15 protein-coding genes are annotated in these 18,054 nt (G+C 71.7%); 13 read left to right on the forward strand and 2 right to left on the reverse strand.

From position 1 onward, the window contains the following. Positions 1-113 precede the first annotated feature (113 nt). Entirely contained in the window at positions 114-899 is a 786-nt protein-coding gene (gene map / locus L3078_RS37330) for a type I methionyl aminopeptidase (RefSeq protein ID WP_239758420.1), read from the reverse strand. A 73-nt stretch (positions 900-972) separates the two neighbouring features. On the opposite strand from map, the gene L3078_RS37335 reads away from it, so the two are divergent. The 9 genes from L3078_RS37335 (at position 973) to L3078_RS37375 (ending at position 12,389) form a co-directional block, all read left to right on the forward strand. Then, complete coding sequence (locus L3078_RS37335; protein WP_239758421.1) at positions 973-1,245, forward strand: helix-turn-helix domain-containing protein; 273 nt, start codon at positions 973-975, stop codon at positions 1,243-1,245. 116 nt (positions 1,246-1,361) lie between these two features. Beyond that, the gene (locus L3078_RS37340) at positions 1,362-2,990 is read left to right on the forward strand and encodes a hypothetical protein (protein ID WP_239758422.1); all 1,629 of its coding nucleotides are present in this window, start codon (positions 1,362-1,364) and stop codon (positions 2,988-2,990) included. 265 nt (positions 2,991-3,255) lie between these two features. Then, complete coding sequence (locus tag L3078_RS37345; RefSeq protein WP_239758424.1) at positions 3,256-4,098, forward strand: nitrilase-related carbon-nitrogen hydrolase; 843 nt, start codon at positions 3,256-3,258, stop codon at positions 4,096-4,098. Between the two features lie 92 nt (positions 4,099-4,190). Further along, on the forward strand, positions 4,191-5,477 hold the full coding sequence (locus tag L3078_RS37350) for an aspartate aminotransferase family protein (protein WP_239758425.1): 1,287 nt from the start codon (positions 4,191-4,193) through the stop codon (positions 5,475-5,477). Positions 5,478-5,508: 31 nt separating this feature from the next. After that, the gene (locus tag L3078_RS37355; protein ID WP_239758427.1) at positions 5,509-7,086 is read left to right on the forward strand and encodes a PucR family transcriptional regulator; all 1,578 of its coding nucleotides are present in this window, start codon (positions 5,509-5,511) and stop codon (positions 7,084-7,086) included. Between the two features lie 155 nt (positions 7,087-7,241). Next, positions 7,242-8,084 (forward strand): nitrilase-related carbon-nitrogen hydrolase, encoded by an 843-nt coding sequence (locus L3078_RS37360; RefSeq protein ID WP_045556521.1) that lies wholly within the window; start codon positions 7,242-7,244, stop codon positions 8,082-8,084. 142 nt (positions 8,085-8,226) lie between these two features. Beyond that, positions 8,227-9,630 (forward strand): dihydropyrimidinase, encoded by a 1,404-nt coding sequence (hydA, locus tag L3078_RS37365; RefSeq protein WP_239758429.1) that lies wholly within the window; start codon positions 8,227-8,229, stop codon positions 9,628-9,630. Between the two features lie 11 nt (positions 9,631-9,641). Beyond that, a complete protein-coding gene (locus L3078_RS37370; protein ID WP_239758431.1) occupies positions 9,642-10,661 on the forward strand; it encodes a TIGR03842 family LLM class F420-dependent oxidoreductase in 1,020 nt (339 codons plus the stop codon). Between the two features lie 150 nt (positions 10,662-10,811). Further along, positions 10,812-12,389, forward strand: coding sequence for an NCS1 family nucleobase:cation symporter-1 (locus L3078_RS37375; protein WP_239758433.1), 1,578 nt, complete (start codon positions 10,812-10,814; stop codon positions 12,387-12,389). Positions 12,390-12,469: 80 nt separating this feature from the next. Here the strand turns inward: L3078_RS37375 and L3078_RS37380 are convergent, their stop codons facing one another. Then, complete coding sequence (locus L3078_RS37380) at positions 12,470-13,141, reverse strand: hypothetical protein (protein WP_239758435.1); 672 nt, start codon at positions 13,139-13,141, stop codon at positions 12,470-12,472. Positions 13,142-13,353: 212 nt separating this feature from the next. Between L3078_RS37380 and L3078_RS37385 the strand changes: the two genes are divergently transcribed. The 4 genes from L3078_RS37385 to L3078_RS37400 all read left to right on the forward strand — a co-directional run bounded on the left by L3078_RS37385 (position 13,354) and on the right by L3078_RS37400 (position 17,855). After that, positions 13,354-14,049, forward strand: a complete 696-nt coding sequence (locus L3078_RS37385; RefSeq protein WP_239758437.1) for a DUF4232 domain-containing protein — start codon at positions 13,354-13,356, stop codon at positions 14,047-14,049. 57 nt (positions 14,050-14,106) lie between these two features. Next, positions 14,107-14,964 (forward strand): class I SAM-dependent methyltransferase, encoded by an 858-nt coding sequence (locus L3078_RS37390; protein WP_239758439.1) that lies wholly within the window; start codon positions 14,107-14,109, stop codon positions 14,962-14,964. A gap of 64 nt (positions 14,965-15,028) precedes the next feature. After that, a complete protein-coding gene (locus L3078_RS37395; RefSeq protein WP_239758441.1) occupies positions 15,029-16,891 on the forward strand; it encodes a gamma-glutamyltransferase family protein in 1,863 nt (620 codons plus the stop codon). A 118-nt stretch (positions 16,892-17,009) separates the two neighbouring features. Then, on the forward strand, positions 17,010-17,855 hold the full coding sequence (locus L3078_RS37400) for an inositol monophosphatase family protein (RefSeq protein WP_239758443.1): 846 nt from the start codon (positions 17,010-17,012) through the stop codon (positions 17,853-17,855). Positions 17,856-18,054: the final 199 nt, after the last annotated feature.

Here is an 18,054-nt window from a genome sequence, read left to right on the forward strand (position 1 = left end):
AGGCCCAGGCCCTGCGGGCCTGGAAAGCACGGGGCGCAGCCCCTGCTTTTCAGGGGCGCGGGGAACTGCGCGAGCAACCCCCACCCACCCGCACTCGAACAACCCGCCAAAGCTCAGCCCCGCTCGAACGCCGCCCGCGACGTCAGCACCCGCGGCCCCGCCTCCGTGATGGCCACCGTGTGCTCCACGTGCGCCGCGCGGGAGCCGTCGTTCGTGCGCAACGTCCAGCCGTCCGGGGCCGCGTGATATCCGTCCGTCCCACCGCCGATCAGCATCGGCTCGATCGCCAAAACCATCCCGTGCCGCAGCTTCATGCCCCGCCCGGGGCGCCCCTCGTTCGGCACCCCCGGATCCTCGTGCATCCTGCGCCCGATGCCGTGTCCGCCGAACCCGTCGGGGATGCCGTACCCGGCGGCCCGGCACACCGTGCCGATCGCGTGCGCGATGTCACCGATGCGGTTGCCGACGACGGCCGCCCCGATGCCCGCCGCGAGGGCGCGTTCGGCCGTCTCGACGAGCCGGAGGTCGGCCGTGCGCGGGGTGCCCACCACGAAGCTGATCGCCGAGTCCCCGGCCCAGCCGCCCAGTTGCGCGCCGAAGTCGAGGGAGACGAGGTCCCCGTCCCGCAGCCGGTACGCCGTGGGGATGCCGTGCACGATCGCGTCGTTCACGGAGGCGCAGAGCACCGCGGGGAACGGGGTGGGCGCGAACGAGGGGTGGTAGCCCAGGAAGGGTGAGGTGGCACCCGCCTTCCGCAGCACCTCGTGGGCCAGCTCGTCCAGGTCGAGCAGGGAGACCCCCACGTCGGCCGCGTCCCGCACGGCTGTGAGCGCCTGGCCCACGACCTGCCCCGCCTCGTACATCGCCTCGATCGACTCGTCCGTCTTCAGTTCCACCATGCCAATTACTATACCGCTAGGCGCCCAATTCTAATACCGGTCCACCGGAGGGGGTCGGTATTAGAATGGGGTCATGGTGCGCACCCCTCTGACCCCCGAAGAGCGCGAACGCGGCGAGCGGCTCGGCCGGTTGCTGCGCGATGCCCGTGGCGGTCGCAGCATGGCGGAGATCGCCGCCGGCGCGGGCATCTCCGCGGAGACCCTCCGGAAGATCGAGACCGGCCGTGCCCCCACCCCGGCCTTCTTCACGATCGCCGCCCTCGCCCGCACGCTGGGCCTGTCGATGGACGACCTCGTGACACGGTGCGGCCCGGCTGTCGTCGCGCCGCAGACCGCGGTGGCCTGACACGGGCCGCCCTCGGGCGACACTGCGTCCGCTCTGAAAACTTCACGTAGCCCGTCTGTAACACAACTGGTGTTTTCTTGCGGACCGGAGCACTCCAGTCGGCCGGGGAGCATGCGATGGCTGTGGATCAACTCCCGGGTCAGGTGCGGGAGTTCGCGGGATACCTGAACAAGCTGATGAGCAAGCTCGACCAGGGCGGCGGCTGGTGCGCCGTCTTCTGGCAGCGTGATCCCGAAGGCATGCGCGCCTGCCTGGACGGTCTGGAGGTGCCGCCCTGGGACGTCGTGGAAGCGCTCATGCACGACCTCCACACCGCGTACGGACCCGCCGCGGCGGCCCAGGAGACCGAGCGGGCCCGTGCGCTGCACCGCGCCTCGCTCGCCGCGTACGACTCCCGGCCCGGCGGCCGTGACGCCCTCGGCGACCGGCTCGACGTCATGCTCCGCGAACAGCGCTACGCCGCCGATCGCACCGCCGAACTGACCCGCAGGCTCCAGGCCGCCACCAGCCAGGAGGAGGCCGACTCCCTCCGACTGGACCTGGCCTGGGCCCACGACGACCACGAGCGCGCCACCGCCCGCTGCACGGAACTGCGCACCCGCATCGCAGACGCCGACCTCCGCGCCCCGCACCACCCCGTGCGGGGCGCTTCGCGCGTCGTGGGGGATGCCGTCGGGGACGTACGCAGCGTGCCCGAGGCGGGGGGACGCCCGGAGCATCAGGGGACCCGCCCCGCCCCGCGCACGCACACGGACGGCTTCGACCCCGCCCGTACGTACACGGATCGACCCGGCGGCGAAGGGGCGCGCGAGGCCCGGCGTGACGGCCACGCGGGCGCCTTCCAGGGCTCCGGCGAACCCGAACGAGCCCCCGACGCTTCCACGCACTCCTGGAACGGCGCCCCCGGAGCCGCCGGCGGCGGAGCCGACGACCGCCGCCCCGCGCCGGCACCCGCCCCCGACCCTGGGGGGCACGCTCCGGAGTCCGCTGCCCCCGCCCCCGCTCCGGCCAAACAGCGTTCCAAGCGCCGTCCCCGAGGGAGTGCCCGGTTCGCCGGGGCGGCGGAGGCCGAGGAGGCGGCGCCCGTGGCCGTACCCCAGGCCGCGCCGAGCGGGGGTCGCAAGGGGCGTGCCCCTCGGGGTGCCCGGTACGCCGGGGTCGCGGAGCAGGCCCAGGCGGCGGCGCCCAAGCAACCGCAGGCGCGGGAGGCGCTGGACGACGAGGCGCGGCGGGAGGTCGCCGGAACCGTGGAGCGGCTGGTGCGGCTGCGCCGCGAGAGCCGCAGCGGGGAGGCGCACGCTCTCCTCGTGGAGGTCGCGCACGGGCCCGCCGCCCGTTTCCCGCTGCTCGCGGCCGAGTTGCACCGCGCCGGGCTGGGCGCCGACTGGGCGACCCTGCTGTGGGAGGCCGGCTCGTTGCCCGCCGACCGGCTGGTCGCGGTCGCCGACGCCCTCAACGCGGTCGGTCGCGCGGCGGACGGGGAGCAGATGCTGCGGCAGGGTGTCACGCGGCCCGCCGAGGAGATCGGCGAGGCGGTGCTCGGATTCGTCGCGGAGGGGCGCGTACGGGAGGCGCGTGCGCTGCTCGATGTGTACGTGCGCGTGCGTACGCCGGAGGAGGCGGCCCGCAGCGCGGAGGCCGACCCCCGGCGACTCGCGCCCCTCGTCCTGGCGGCGGCGCGCGGTGTCTCGGAGGACCGCCACCGGGACGTCGCCCACGCCCTGCGGGTCCAGGGCCTCACCTGACCCCGCCCGCCACCGCCCGACCCCACCCGCCACCGCCCGACCCCACCCGGCACCCCCGCCCCACCCGTCGCCGGCCCGGCCCCGCGGGCGGTCGTACGACCGGTTCCAGGTGCGAAACGCGGGTGTAATCGCCCACTGGAGTGCGAAACGAGATCGACTCGGCCGGTTGACGACGATGGTCTTGCCCAGCCCGTCGACGGGGCTTAGTTTCAAGCCCCTACGGGCGTAGAGGCTCGCTGAGGTCCCTGTCGAAGGAGCACCTGACATGGCCAACGTCGTACGCGCCGCCCTGGTCCAGGCGACCTGGACCGGCGACACCGCGTCCATGGTCGACAAGCACATCGAGCACGCCCGCGAGGCGGCCCGGCAGGGCGCGAAGGTGATCGGCTTCCAGGAAGTCTTCAACGCGCCCTACTTCTGCCAGGTCCAGGAACCCGAGCACTACGCCTGGGCGGAACCCGTCCCCGACGGCCCGACGGTGACCCGGATGCGGGAGCTGGCCCGCGAGACCGGCATGGTGATCGTCGTCCCGGTCTTCGAGGTCGAGCAGTCCGGGTTCTACTACAACACCGCGGCCGTCATCGACGCCGACGGCACCTACCTCGGCAAGTACCGCAAGCACCACATCCCCCAGGTCAAGGGGTTCTGGGAGAAGTACTACTTCAAGCCGGGGAACCTCGGCTGGCCGGTCTTCGAGACGGCCGTCGGCAAGGTCGGCGTCTACATCTGCTACGACCGCCACTTCCCGGAGGGCTGGCGCCAGCTCGGCCTGAACGGCGCCCAGCTCGTCTACAACCCCTCCGCCACGCACCGGGGTCTGTCCTCCCACCTGTGGCAGCTGGAGCAGCCGGCGGCGGCCGTCGCCAACGAGTACTTCGTCGCCGCGATCAACCGGGTGGGCGTCGAGGAGTACGGGGACAACGACTTCTACGGCACCTCCTACTTCGTCGACCCGCGCGGCCAGTTCGTCGGCGAGGTCGCCAGCGACCAGGACGAGGAACTCGTCGTACGGGACCTCGACTTCGACCTGGTCGAGGCGGTACGTCAGCAGTGGGCGTTCTACCGGGACCGCCGACCCGACGCGTACGAGGGGCTCGTGCGGCCGTGATCGCCCGGGAAGGACTCGTACCGCCCTGACGTGGGCACGTACAGCCGTGACACCCGCAGAACCCGTACCGCAGTGAAAGGAGTGGTGCAGCCGTGACCGACGAACTGCTCGGACGCCACAAGGCCGTACTGCCCGACTGGCTCGCGCTCTACTACGCGGACCCGCTGGAGATCACCCACGGCGAGGGCCGCCACGTCTGGGACGCCGCCGGCACGAAGTACCTCGACTTCTTCGGCGGCATCCTCACCACGATGACGGCGCACGCGCTCCCCGAGGTCACCAAGGCGGTGAGCGAGCAGGCCGGGCGGATCATCCACTCCTCCACGCTCTACCTCAACCGCCCGATGGTCGAACTCGCCGAGCGGATCGCGCAGATGTCCGGCATCCCGGACGCCCGCGTCTTCTTCACCACCTCCGGCACCGAGGCCAACGACACCGCGTTGATGCTGGCCACGACGTACCGGCGCAGCAACCAGATCCTGGCGATGCGCAACAGCTACCACGGCCGCTCCTTCAGCGCGGTCGGCATCACCGGCAACAAGGGCTGGTCCCCGACCTCCCTCTCCCCGCTGCAGACGCTGTACGTGCACGGCGGTGTCCGGACCCGGGGCCCGTACGCGGACCTCAGCGACGCCGACTTCATCACCGCCTGCGTCGCCGACCTGGAGGACCTGCTCGGCCACGGCCGTCCGCCGGCCGCGTTGATCGCCGAACCGATCCAGGGGGTCGGCGGCTTCACCTCACCGCCCGACGGGCTGTACGCCGCGTTCCGCGAGGTGCTGCAGCGACACGGCGTGCTGTGGATCGCCGACGAGGTGCAGACCGGCTGGGGCCGCACCGGCGACAACTTCTGGGGCTGGCAGGCGCACGGGCAGAACGGGCCGCCGGACATCCTCACCTTCGCCAAGGGCATCGGCAACGGCATGTCCATCGGCGGTGTCGTCGCCCGGTCCGAGGTCATGAACTGTTTGGACAGCAACTCGATCTCGACCTTCGGCGGCACCCAGATCACCATGGCAGCCGGCCTCGCCAACCTGAACTACCTGGTCGAGCACGACCTCCAGGGCAACGCGCGCCGCGTCGGCGGGCTGCTCATCGAGCGGCTGCGGGCGATCACCGCGCAGATCCCGGCGGTGAAGGAGGTGCGCGGCCGGGGCCTCATGATCGGCATCGAGCTGGTGAAGCCCGGCACCGACGAGGCCAACCCCGAGGCCGCGTCGGCGGTCCTCGAAGCCGCCCGCCGGGAGGGCCTGCTGATCGGCAAGGGCGGCGGCCACAACACCAGCGCGCTGCGGATCGCGCCCCCGCTGTCGCTGACCGTCGCCGAGGCCGAGGAGGGCGCCGAAGCCCTCGAACGGGCTCTGAGGAGCATCCAGTAGCACCAGAGGAACAGATCTGAGGAACACCGCCATGACCACCACCTCGGCCACCGCTCCGGAACCCGCCCTGTCGGTACGCCAGGTCCTCGCCCTGGACCGGGTCCTCGCCGGGGAGCCCGAGGTGGTGGCCGGGGCCGGTCAGCTCGACCGGCCCGTGCGCTGGGTGCACGTGGCCGAGGCGCCCGACGTGGGCGTGATGCTCAGCGGCGGCGAGATGGTCCTCACCACCGGGGTCCTGCTCGCCGGCGACGAGGAGGCCCAGGCCGAGTACATCCGCTCGCTCTACCGGGCCGAGGCCGCCGCGGTCGTCCTCGGCCTCGGCCGGGCCTTCCCGACGCCGCCCGACGTGATGCGGCGGGCGGCCGAGCGGTGCGGACTGCCCATGGTGGTGCTGCACCGGCCGTCCCCCTTCGCCGAACTGACCGAAGAGGTCCAGTCCCGGCTCGTGCGAAGGAAGTTCGCCGCCGTGAGCCTGTCCGAGGCCGTCCGCACCGCCCTGACCGGGCTCATCACCGCCGGTGCCCCGCTGCAACGGCTCCTCGACGAGATCGCCCACCACGCGGGCTGTCCGCTCGTCGTCACCAACCTCGCCCACCGCGTCCTCGCCACGGCGGGGGAGCGGTCCGCGGTCGACGACGTGCTGCGCGACTGGGAACGCATCTCCCGCCAGGCGGGCGGCACCCAGGGCGACGGCTGGGTCCGGGCCGAGCTGGGCGGACGCGGGGAGCGCTGGGGTCAGATCGTGCTGTGCGGCTACCGGGGCGACACCGCCACCGGACGGCTGCTCGCCGACCGGGCCGCCGAGGCGCTCGTCCTGCACCGCATGCTCGGGGGCGCGGCGCACTCCTGGGAGGAGCAGTCCGCGCAGAGCCTCCTGACGGACCTCGTCTCCGGCGTCGTACCGGCCCGTCAACTGCTGCCGAGGGCGCGGGCGGCGGGGCTGCCCGTCAACCGCCGTACCTTCGTGCCGCTCGTCGTACGCGACGGTGACCCCGCCCAACTCGACCGTGTCCTGCGGATGTTGGGACTGCCGGGGCTGGTCGCCGAACTGGCGGAGGGGGCCACCGCCGTGCTTCTCAGCCTGGCCCGGGACCAGGACGCGACCGCGCTCACCGCGCACTTCGCGACCCGGCTGCGGTCCGAGTCGGGGGTGGGCCGGACGGTCGTGGCCGCCGCCGAGGCGCGGACCACGTGGGAGGACGTGCCGGGCGGACTGCGGGAGGCACGGCACGTGGCGGACGCCGTCGCCCAGTCCGCCACGACCGGTCTCGACCTCCCCGTCGTCGTACGCCTCCGCGACGTCCATCTACGGGGCCTGATCCGGCTGTTGCGCGACGATCCGCACGTCCAGGCCTTCGCCGAGCGGGAGTTGGACGGACTGCTGTGCGGCGACGGGCACGCCGAGCAGGATCTGCTGCCCGTCCTGCGGACCTATCTGGCGACCGGCCGCAACAAGTCGCACACCGCCCAGCTGCACCACGTCAGCAGGCCCGCGCTGTATCGGCGGCTGGAGGCCATAGAGGCCCGCCTCGGGGTGGACCTCGACGACTTCGAACAGGCCGCCTCCGTCCACATCGCCCTCCTCGCCCACGACGCGCAACAGGGCTGAAACATGCCGGGACCTGCGAAAACAGCGGTGAAACATGCGCCCACGAAGAGGTGACACGGTGGAACGGAGAACGCCCGCAGACGTGACACCGTGCAACTCAAACCCGATCTCCGGGCTTCCTACGCTCGCTGCACACCGAGTGACCGGAGGTCCCGATGAGCAGAGTCATCCGCGCAGCCATCTTCCAGACGGCCTGGACCGGCGACAAGGAGTCGATGATCCAGGTCCACGAGCAGGCGGCCCGCGACGCCGCCGCGCAGGGTGCCCAGGTCATGTGCTTCCAGGAGCTGTTCTACGGGCCCTACTTCTGCCAGGTCCAGGACAAGGCGTTCTACGAGTACGCCGAAGCGATCCCCGACGGCCCCATCGTCAAGCGCTTCCAGGCACTCGCCAAGGAACTCGGCCTGGTCCTCGTGCTGCCGATGTACGAGGAGGAACAGCCGGGCGTCCTCTACAACACCGCCGCCGTGATCGACGCGGACGGCAAGTACCTCGGCAAGTACCGCAAGCACCACATCCCCCAAGTCCCGGGATTCTGGGAGAAGTTCTACTTCCGTCCCGGCAACGCGGGCTGGCCCGTCTTCGACACCGCCGTGGGGCGGATCGGCGTCTACATCTGCTACGACCGGCACTTCCCGGAGGGCTGGCGGGCGCTGGGCCTCGGCGGCGCCGAGATCGTCTTCAACCCCTCCGCCACCTCGCGCGGCCTGTCCCGCTACCTCTGGCAGCTGGAGCAGCCGGCGTCGGCCGTCGCCAACGAGTACTTCATCGGCGCCATCAACCGGGTCGGCGTCGAGGAACTCGGCGACAACGACTTCTACGGCACCTCCTACTTCGTGGACCCCGAGGCCCAGTTCGTCGGCGAGGTGGCCAGCGACAAGGAGACCGAACTCGTCGTCCGCGACCTGGACCTGGCCAAGCTCCGCGAGGTCCGCGACCGCTGGCAGTTCTTCCGCGACCGCCGCCCGGACGCGTACGGCCCTCTGACGGCGCCGTAGCAACGCTAGACCCGCGCCCCCGAGGGCCCCGCAGGGGCCTTCAAGGGGCGCGGGGCAGCGCCTGATATGCGGCTCCGCCGCGTGGGCGCGACCAGCCACGAACGACCGGCACTGTCCCGACAACCGAACGGAGCGTGACCGAATGAGCGGCCGTACAGTCATCCGCGGCGGTCTCGTCATCACAGCCTCGGATGAGATCCACGCCGATGTCCTGATCGAGGACGGCCGCGTCGTCGCCCTCGCCGCCAGCGGCACCCCCACCGCCGACGCCTGGACAGCGGACCGCACCCTCGACGCCACCGGCAAGTACGTCATCCCGGGCGGCGTGGACGCCCACACCCACATGGAACTCCCCTTCGGCGGCACCTTCGCCTCCGACACCTTCGAGACCGGGACCCGCGCCGCCGCCTGGGGCGGCACGACCACGATCGTCGACTTCGCCGTGCAGAGCGTCGGCCACACCCTGCGCGAGGGCCTCGACGCCTGGCACGCCAAGGCGGAGGGCAACTGCGCGATCGACTACGGCTTCCACATGATCGTCTCCGACGTGAACCAGGACACGCTCAAGGAGATGGACCTGCTGGTGCAGGAGGGCGTCACCTCCTTCAAGCAGTTCATGGCGTACCCGGGCGTCTTCTACAGCGACGACGGCCAGATCCTGCGCGCCATGCAGCGCTCCGCCGAGAACGGCGGCCTGATCATGATGCACGCGGAGAACGGCATCGCGATCGACGTCCTCGTCGAACAGGCCCTGGCCCGCGGCGAGACCGACCCCCGCTACCACGGCGAGGTCCGCAAGGCCCTGCTCGAAGCCGAGGCCACCCACCGCGCCATCAAGCTCGCCCAGGTCGCCGGCGCCCCCCTGTACGTCGTGCACGTCTCGGCCATGGAGGCAGTGGCCGAGCTGGCACGCGCGCGTGACGAGGGGCTCCCGGTCTTCGGCGAGACGTGCCCGCAGTATCTGTTCCTCTCCACGGACAACCTCGCCGAGCCGGACTTCGAGGGCTCCAAGTACGTGTGCAGCACCCCCCTGCGGCCGCGCGAGCACCAGGCCAAGCTGTGGCAGGGGCTGCGCACCAACGACCTCCAGGTGGTCTCCACCGACCACTGCCCCTTCTGCTTCGTCGGCCAGAAGGAACTGGGCCGAGGCGACTTCTCCAAGATCCCCAACGGTCTCCCCGGAGTGGAGAACCGGATGGACCTCCTCCACCAGGCGGTCGTCGACGGGCACATCTCCCGCCGCCGCTGGATCGAGATCGCCTGCGCGACCCCGGCCCGCATGTTCGGCATGTACCCGAAGAAGGGCACGATCGCGCCGGGCGCGGACGCCGACATCGTGATCTACGACCCGCACGCCGAGCAGGTCATGTCCGTGGAGACGCACCACATGAACGTCGACTACTCGGCGTACGAGGGCAAGCGCACCACCGGCCGGGTCGAGACGGTCCTCTCGCGCGGCGTCCCCGTCATCACCGAGCGGGAGTACACCGGGCACGCGGGGCACGGTGTCTACACCCCCCGCTCCACCTGTCAGTACCTCAACTAGGAGCGGAGCACATGGACTTCGGACTCGTCCTGCAGACCGACCCCCCGGCCTCGCGCGTCGTCGAGCTGATGAAGCGCGCCGAGGACAACGGCTTCACGTACGGCTGGACCTTCGACTCCGCCGTCCTCTGGCAGGAGCCGTTCGTCATCTACAGCCAGATCCTGTCCAGCACGACGAAACTGACGGTCGGCCCCATGGTCACCAACCCGGGCACCCGCACCTGGGAGGTCACCGCCTCGACCTTCGCCACGCTCAACGACATGTTCGGCAACCGCACGGTCTGCGGCATCGGCCGCGGCGACTCGGCGATGCGGGTCGCGGGCCGCAAGCCCAACACGCTGGCCCGGATCAGCGAGGCGATGAAGGTCATCCGCGCCCTGGGCAGCGGGGGAGAGGCCGACCTCGGCGGCACGGTGATCCGGTTCCCCTGGATCAAGGAGGGCGCCGAACTCCCGGTCTGGATGGCCGCGTACGGCCCCAAGGCCCTGAAGATGACCGGTGAGGAGGCCGACGGCTTCATCCTCCAGCTCTCCGACCTCTACCTCACCGAGTACATGGTCAAGGCGGTCAAGGACGCGGCCGTGGCCGCCGGGCGCGATCCGTCCGAGGTGAAGATCTGCGTGGCCGCCCCCGCGTACGTCACCGAGGACGACTCGCCCGAGGCGCTGGCGCACGCGCGGGAGCAGTGCCGCTGGTTCGGCGGGATGGTCGGCAACCATGTCGCCGACCTGGTGTCCAAGTACGGCGAGCACTCCGCGGCCGTACCGGAGGAGCTGACGGACTACATCAAGGCGCGTGAGGGGTACGACTACTCCCACCACGGGCGCGCCGACAACCCCGACACCCAGTTCGTGCCCGACGAGATCGTGGACCGCTTCTGTGTCATCGGCACCCCCGCCATGCACATCGAGAAGCTGAACGCGCTGCGGGCGCTCGGCGTGGACCAGTTCGCCGTCTACGACATGCACGACGCCCAGGAGAGGGTGATCGACGTGTACGGCTCGACGGTCATCCCGGCGGTCAACGGCTAGACCGGAATCCACCGCTCCGATCCACTCCTCCACCCTCCCTCCCCGACCCCCCACACCTTGTCTCCTGCCCTTCCGCCGTCCCGGAAGGGCAGGGCCCAAGGCCTCCGCACGGCCTTTCTTCCCGTCCCGCCTCCCCTGATTGGCCTGCCCATGACCGACATAGCACCCACGGGGTCGCCGACAGCCCAGTCCGCCGACCCGTCCGGGCGGATCGAGCTGGCGCCCGGGGCCTTCCCCGCCGACAGCCCCTTCGCCAACGAGGACCTGCGCCCCGTACCCGTCTCCGAGCGCAAGTGGACGACGTACAACTTCGCGGCCCTGTGGATCTCCATGGCCCACTGCATCCCCAGCTGGACCCTGGCCTCCGGCCTGGTCGCCCTCGGCATGGACTGGAAACAGGCCGTCTTCACCATCGCCCTGGCCAATGTCATCGTGCTGCTGCCGATGCTGGCCACCGGGCACGCCGGACCCAAGTACGGCATCCCCTTCCCGGTGCTGGCCCGTGCCTCCTTCGGTCTGCGGGGCGCCAACATCCCGGCAATGATCCGGGCGGCCGTGGCCTGCGGCTGGTTCGGCATCCAGACCTGGATCGGCGGCTCCGGGATATTCGCGCTCGGCTCCAAGCTCACCGGCGGTGAGTGGGAGAACGCGGGGAAGATCGCCGGCAACCCCTGGCCGCTGTGGCTCTGCTTCATCCTCTTCTGGGCGCTGCAGATAGCGATCATCTACCGCGGCATGGACTTCCTGCGGCACTTCGAGAACTGGGCGGCGCCGTTCGTGATCGTCGGCGCGCTCGTGCTGCTGATCTGGATCGCCGTCAAGGCCGACGGCTTCGGCGCCCTGCTCGACCAGCCCTCCAAGCTCGGCTGGGGCCCCGACTTCTGGCCGGTCTTCTTCCCCTCGTTGATGGGAATGATCGGCTTCTGGGCCACTCTGTCCCTGAACATCCCTGACTTCACCCGGTTCGGCGCCAGTCAGAAGGCGCAGACCTGGGGGCAGTCCCTCGGTCTGCCGACCACGATGACGCTCTTCGCGATCCTCGCCGTGCTGGTCACCTCCGGCTCCGAGGTCGTCTACGGCGAGGCCATCTGGGACCCGGTCACGCTGGCCGCCAAGGCCGACAACGTCTTCGGGCTCCTCTTCGCCCTGATCACCGTGCTGGTCGCCACCATCTCCGTGAACATCGCGGCGAACGTGGTCTCACCGGCGTACGACCTGGCGAACCTCGCCCCGAAGCTCATCAACTTCCGTACGGGCGCGCTCATCACGGGTGTCGTCGGCGTCCTGATCTTCCCGTGGAAGCTGATCTCCACGCCCGAGTTCTACATCTTCACCTGGCTCGGCGTGGTCGGCGGTCTGCTCGGCACCGTCGCCGGCATCCTCATCGCCGACTACTGGATCGTCCGCCGTACCGTCCTGCACCTGGCGGACCTGTACACGCCGGGCGGGCGCTACTGGTACTCCTCCGGCTGGAACTGGCGCGCCATAGCGGCCTTCGTGGTCGGCGGTGTCCTCGCGGTCGGCGGTTCGTACTCGACCGTCTCCGAGGACGGCGTGTCCTCGGGGCCGTTCCCGCACGACGGCCTGATCCCGTTCCTCAAGCCGCTGGCCGACTACGGCTGGGCGGTGGGCCTGGGCGCGTCGATGCTGCTGTACGTGGTGCTGATGGCCGGCGAGCGGGAGAAGGTCCGGACCGAAGGAGCGGGTGACCCTCTGCCCCGGCCGTGACCCGACCCGGCAGTGATCTGCCCGGCCGATAATCTCTCCCGGCCGTGACCGGAGCGGCGGTGGCCTTGCTGGAGGACGTCCTACGCGGAGTCCTCCAGTACGGCCGCCGCCTCCTTCGCGGCCTTGATGGCGCCCTTGTTGATCTCGTCCGTGCCGGGCGCCTTCTGCGACTCGAAGTCGCTGCCGTTGTAGGTGACGACCACCAAAGCGTTGGACAGCCGGACGTACACCACACCCTCACGGGTCTGCTGCTTGTCCTCGGTGGTGAGGTTCACCACCGAGTAGGCCTCGTCGCCGAGACCGGGCACGGCGCCGCCGCCGCTCTTCTCCGTGGTGCGCGTCCTGTAGGCGCTTTCGGCCTTCTCGTCCGATTGCTGAATCTCGTACGAGATGTCCAGCCAGCGGTAGTCGAAGCCCTTGAGCGCGTTCCACGAACACGTGCGGCGCACGGACTCGTTGGTCGACGCGATCTCCTTGCCGGCCGTCTTCGCCCCAGGGACAAGCGATTTGACCGTTTTCTCCGTGACGCCGGAGCAGGGAGAGGGCGCCTTCTCGTACGTCTTGGTCACCGTCGCCGTGGACGGCGCGGACTCGTCGGTCGAGACGGGCCCCGACGCGGTTTCCTGCGCGGAGTCCTCCTTGGCCGGGCTCGACGACAGCGGACCGGACGACATCGCCCAGCCGGCGGTGGCGAGTACGACGACCGGCATCAGTCGCGCGGTGAGGGCGAGCGGCAGAGGGAGATCACGCACAGCGCACTTCTCGGGGTCGAGGCGGCGGTACCGCCGGTCGGTGGGGTACGCAAGTGTCACACGACTGTCTGTGGGACGAAAGTGCGAACTCGCTCCGTGCATAACCGGTGACTGGGTCCCGCGGGCGGAGTCACGGCGTCCCGTACGCGTGGAATCACGGCGTCCCACGCGGAGTCACGGCTTCCGCGTGCCGTCCGTGTCAGGATCGGCCCATGATCCCGATACGCGGCCGAACGGCCTCCCGCGCCCTGCTGGTCACGGCGCTGACCCTGGCCGTCGCCGGCTGCGGACTCTCCGGGGAACTCGACCGCGAGCTCGACCCGGACCGTGCCGGGCCCTCCGCCGCGGCCTCGTCGGCGGAGACGGAAGCCCCCGGAGAGCTGGAGCTCCCGGTGCCCTCCGAAGCGGTGGAGGCGGAGTTGGGAGCGGATACGAGGGCTGTCCCCCCGCCCGACCCGACAGCCGCCTGCCCGACCTCCGGTGTGCGCATGCTGCCCGGCCTCGTGGACGCGGCGATGGGCCTGCGGGTGGTGGGCGTGACCCTCACCAACTGCGGCGAGAAGCCGTACACCGTCAAGGGGTACCCCTTCATCCAGTTGCTCGACGCGGACGGCGAGGCTCACGACGACGTACGCGTCCTGGAGGGAGCCCGGCACATCACCACCGCCGTGCCCGACTTCGGACCGCACCGCGTCACCCTGAAACCCGGCGAGTCCGCCGAGACCACCCTGGTCTGGCGCAACACGGTCACCGAGGTGGCCGTGCCCGCCGTCAACGCCCCCGCCCTGCGCATCGCCCCGCTCCCCGGCCGCCCCGCCGAAGTCCTCACCCTCGAAGGCGGCCTCGACCTCGGCAACACGGGCCGCCTCGGCACGACCGCGTGGACGCAGCTCGCCCCGGACTTCTGACGTGTCCGGGTCCTTAACCGGTTGCGGGTCCGCAGAGGTGATCAGCACCCTGGTGCCATGAGCCGGTCACCGTACGACACCGAGTCCCAACTCCCTTCCCTGCCCGAGGAGATACTCGCCTACTACGAGCGCGGAGGGGAGCTCACCCGCCTCAGACAGGGCGCCGGTCGGCTGGAGTTCTGGCGCACCCAGGACCTCCTGCGCCGGCTGCTGCCGGGGGCTCCCGCGCGCGTGCTCGACGTCGGTGGCGGCACGGGGATCCACGCCGAGTGGCTGGCCGAGGACGGGTACGAGGTCGAGGTCGTCGATCCCGTGCCGCTGCACGTGGAGCGGTCCGGGCGGCTTCCCGGAGTCACCGCCCGCCTCGGGGACGCCCGCGCGCTGCCCGTCGAGGACGCCGGGTACGACGTCGTCCTGTTCCTCGGGCCGCTCTACCACCTTCCCGAACTCCCCGACCGGGTACGGGCGTTGGCCGAGGCCCGACGGGCGGTTCGGCCGGGCGGGGTGGTGGTCGCGGCCACCATCAACCGTTTCGCGGGGCTCAACGACACCCTCATGCAGGGGAACTACTTCATCCCGGAGCGCCGCGAGCGCACCGACGCCGTGTCGGGCCACGGCAGGCACCGGTACTCGTCGGCCGATCCGCACTTCACCACCGCCTACTTCGCCGATCCCGCCGACGTGCCGGGCGAGTTCGCCGAGGCCGGGCTCGTACCCGAGGGGCAGTACGGCGTCGAGGGCGTCGCCTGGCTGATGGGCGGGATCGAGGAGTGGCTGGACGACCTGGAGCGCCGGGAGGCCGTGCTGGCGGCGACCCGTCGTATCGAGTCGGAGCCGACGCTGCTGGGGGCGAGCGGACATGTGCTGACGGTGGGGCGGAGGCCGGGAGAAGACCTGGAGGGCGGCCTCGGCTGAGACGCGGTGCGTCGCCCGCTGCGTACGATCACCGAACGCCCGTCGCGCAGTGAGGAGTCCGCCCGTGTTCACCACCCGCCCGACGCTCCAGGGGACCTTCGGCATGGTGTCCTCCACGCACTGGCTCGCCTCGCAGTCGGCGATGGCCGTGCTGGAGGACGGCGGCAACGCGTTCGACGCGGCCGTGGCGGCGGGCTTCGTCCTGCATGTCGTCGAACCGCACCTGAACGGCCCGGCGGGCGAGGTGCCGATCATCCTCGCCCCGGCCGGCGGGGAGGTCCGGGTGCTGTGCGGACAGGGCGTGGCGCCCGCCGGGGCGTCCGCCGCGCACTACCGGGGGCTGGGCCTGGAACTCGTCCCCGGCACGGGCCCCCTGGCCGCCGCCGTGCCGGGCGCGTTCGACGCGTGGATGCTCCTCCTGCGCGACCACGGCACCAAGGACCTGGCCGACGTCCTGAAGTACGCCATCGGCTACGCGGAGGACGGACACGCGCCCGTGGAGAACGTGGGGGCGACCGTCGAGTCCGTACGGGACCTCTTCGAGAAGGAGTGGCTGTCCTCGGCGGAGGTGTACCTGCCGGACGGACGGGCGCCCCGGCCCGGCGAACTGTTCCGCAACCCCGCCCTGGCCGCGACCTGGCGGCGCCTGCTCGCCGAGGTCGAGGGGGCCGGGGACCGGGAGGCCCGGATCGAGGCGGCGCGCGCGGTGTGGCGCTCCGGCTTCGTCGCCGAGGCCCTCGTCCGCCAGGCCGGCCGGCCGACCCTGGACACCAGCGGCGAACGGCACACCGGCACGCTCACCCTGGCCGACCTCGCCGCCTGGTCCGCGACCTACGAGGCACCGGCGACGTACGACTGGAACGGCTGGACCCTGTGCAAGGCCGGCCCCTGGAGCCAGGGCCCCGTCCTCCTCCAGCAACTCGCCCTGCTGCCGCCCGAACTGCCCCCGTACGGGTCCGCCGAGTACGTGCACCTCCTCGTCGAGGGCTGCAAGCTCGCCATGGCGGACCGGGAGGCCTGGTACGGGGACGCGGCGCCGGTGCCGCTCGCCGAGCTGCTGTCCGACGAGTACAACGCCGCGCGGCGGGCGCTCGTCGGCGACACGGCGTCGTACGAGCTGCTGCCGGGCGCCCCGGGCGGCCGTACCCCGCGACTGAGCGCGCACGCGCACGTGGTGGCCACCGACGAACCGGGCTTCAGCGCGCTGGGGGTCGGCGAGCCCACGGTCGCCAAGGGCCTCGGGGGAGGGGGCGAGCCCACCGTGGCGAAGAGCCCCAGGTCGCCGGTGCCGGGGGAGCCGGAGGTCGCGGCGGACGGCGGTACCCGGGGCGACACCTGCCACCTCGACGTCGTCGACCGCTGGGGCAACATGGTCGCGGCCACGCCCAGCGGCGGCTGGCTGCAGTCCAACCCGGTGGTGCCCGAACTGGGCTTCCCGCTCGGCACCCGGCTGCAGATGGCCTGGCTGGACGAGGGCCTGCCCAACACCCTCACCCCGGGCCGTCGCCCGCGCACCACGCTCACCCCGTCGCTGGCGCTGCGCGACGGGGTGCCCGTCATGGCCTTCGGCACGCCCGGCGGCGACCAGCAGGACCAGTGGCAGCTGCACTTCTTCCTCGCCGCCGCCCTCCGGCCACGGGTGCGCGGCGGGCTCGACCTCCAGGGCGCGATCGACGCCCCGAACTGGCACAACGACAGCTTCCCCGGCTCCTTCTACCCGCGCGGCATGCGCCCCGGCAGCGTCACCGTCGAGTCCCGGACGCCCCCGCCGGTCGTGGAGGAACTGCGCCGGCGCGGCCATCACGTGGTCGTCGGCGAGGCGTGGTCCGAGGGCCGGCTGTGCGCGGTCGCACGCGACCCGCGGACCGGGGTGCTGTCGGCGGCGGCGAACCCGCGCGGCATGCAGGGGTACGCGGTCGGGCGCTGAGCGGGGGCGAGCCCCGGCTTCCGACCGGCGGCGGTCCGCCCCGGGAATTCACGGCGATTCCCTACCGAATACACCGAACGGGTGGGGATTGTCAGTGCCGCGTGCTGTCATGGGGGGCATGATCGAAGCCAACGAAACCATCGACGAGTTTCTCGCCCGACACGCCTCGGACGTCGAGGAAGCGATCCGCAAGGCCGCCGCCACGGAGATCATGCCGCGCTTCCGGCAGCTCGCCGCGCACGAGGTCGACCAGAAGAGCGGCCCGCACGACCTGGTGACCGACGCCGACCGCAAGGCCGAGCTGTATCTGACGGAGGCGCTCTCCGAGCTGCTGCCCGGCTCGGTCGTGGTCGGCGAGGAGGCGGTGCACGCCGACCCCGCGTCGTACGAGGCGCTCCAGGGGGAGGCACCGGTCTGGATCGTCGACCCGGTGGACGGCACCCGGCAGTTCGTGCGCGGCGAGCCCGGGTTCTGCACCCTCGTCGCCCTCGCCCGGGGCGGAGTGCTGCTCGCCTCCTGGACGTACGCGCCCGCCCTCGACACGCTCGCCGTGGCGATCCGCGGGCAGGGGGCCACGCTCGACGGCGAGCCGCTGCGTGCCGGGTCGCCCGACCCCGGCCGTGACCTCGACATAGCCACCTCCCACCCGGACTACACCACGGAGGAGCAGAAGCGGGCCCTGCTCGGCCTCTGGTCCGACGGGGTGTCCCCACGCGCCTGCGGCTCGGCCGGGCTGGAGTATCTCGCCATCGCCAGGGGTCACTTGGACGCGGTCGCCTTCAGCTGGGAAGCGGCCTGGGACCACGCGGCGGGCCTCCTCCTGGTCGAGGAGGCGGGCGGCGCCCACCTCACCCTGACCGGCGAGCCCTTCCGCATCACGGGCGGCAACACCCTGCCCTTCACCACGGCCCGGGACGCGGCCACGGCCCGCCGGGTACGGGGTCTGCTGACGGGCGGCGCCTGAGCGAAGGGGCGCCGCGGCGCCGCGATGAGCACGGCCCGGCCCACGAGCCGCGAGCCGCACGGGCTGGGCGAGCGGGTCCTCGCCGTCGGACCGGGGACGCGCGCCGTCGTCGCCGGGGCCGAGGGCGGGCGACATCCGTGCGGCCCCCGAGCCGAGTCGGCGCGGCCCACCCGTCATCGGTGGCGTCGGTGGTGCGGCA

Origin of the sequence: Streptomyces deccanensis (genome assembly GCF_022385335.1) — a bacterium.
Classification (GTDB): Bacteria; Actinomycetota; Actinomycetes; order Streptomycetales; family Streptomycetaceae; genus Streptomyces; species Streptomyces deccanensis.

Bases quoted from the DNA above. Each gene is read 5' to 3' on its own strand.
- map (WP_239758420.1), bottom strand. From the start codon at position 899: ATGGTGGAACTGAAGACGGACGAGTCGATCGAGGCGATGTACGAGGCG.
- L3078_RS37335 (WP_239758421.1), top strand. From the start codon at position 973: ATGGTGCGCACCCCTCTGACCCCCGAAGAGCGCGAACGCGGCGAGCGG.
- L3078_RS37340 (WP_239758422.1), top strand. From the start codon at position 1,362: ATGGCTGTGGATCAACTCCCGGGTCAGGTGCGGGAGTTCGCGGGATAC.
- L3078_RS37345 (WP_239758424.1), top strand. From the start codon at position 3,256: ATGGCCAACGTCGTACGCGCCGCCCTGGTCCAGGCGACCTGGACCGGC.
- L3078_RS37355 (WP_239758427.1), top strand. From the start codon at position 5,509: ATGACCACCACCTCGGCCACCGCTCCGGAACCCGCCCTGTCGGTACGC.
- L3078_RS37360 (WP_045556521.1), top strand. From the start codon at position 7,242: ATGAGCAGAGTCATCCGCGCAGCCATCTTCCAGACGGCCTGGACCGGC.
- hydA (WP_239758429.1), top strand. From the start codon at position 8,227: ATGAGCGGCCGTACAGTCATCCGCGGCGGTCTCGTCATCACAGCCTCG.
- L3078_RS37370 (WP_239758431.1), top strand. From the start codon at position 9,642: ATGGACTTCGGACTCGTCCTGCAGACCGACCCCCCGGCCTCGCGCGTC.
- L3078_RS37375 (WP_239758433.1), top strand. From the start codon at position 10,812: ATGACCGACATAGCACCCACGGGGTCGCCGACAGCCCAGTCCGCCGAC.
- L3078_RS37385 (WP_239758437.1), top strand. From the start codon at position 13,354: ATGATCCCGATACGCGGCCGAACGGCCTCCCGCGCCCTGCTGGTCACG.
- L3078_RS37390 (WP_239758439.1), top strand. From the start codon at position 14,107: ATGAGCCGGTCACCGTACGACACCGAGTCCCAACTCCCTTCCCTGCCC.
- L3078_RS37400 (WP_239758443.1), top strand. From the start codon at position 17,010: ATGATCGAAGCCAACGAAACCATCGACGAGTTTCTCGCCCGACACGCC.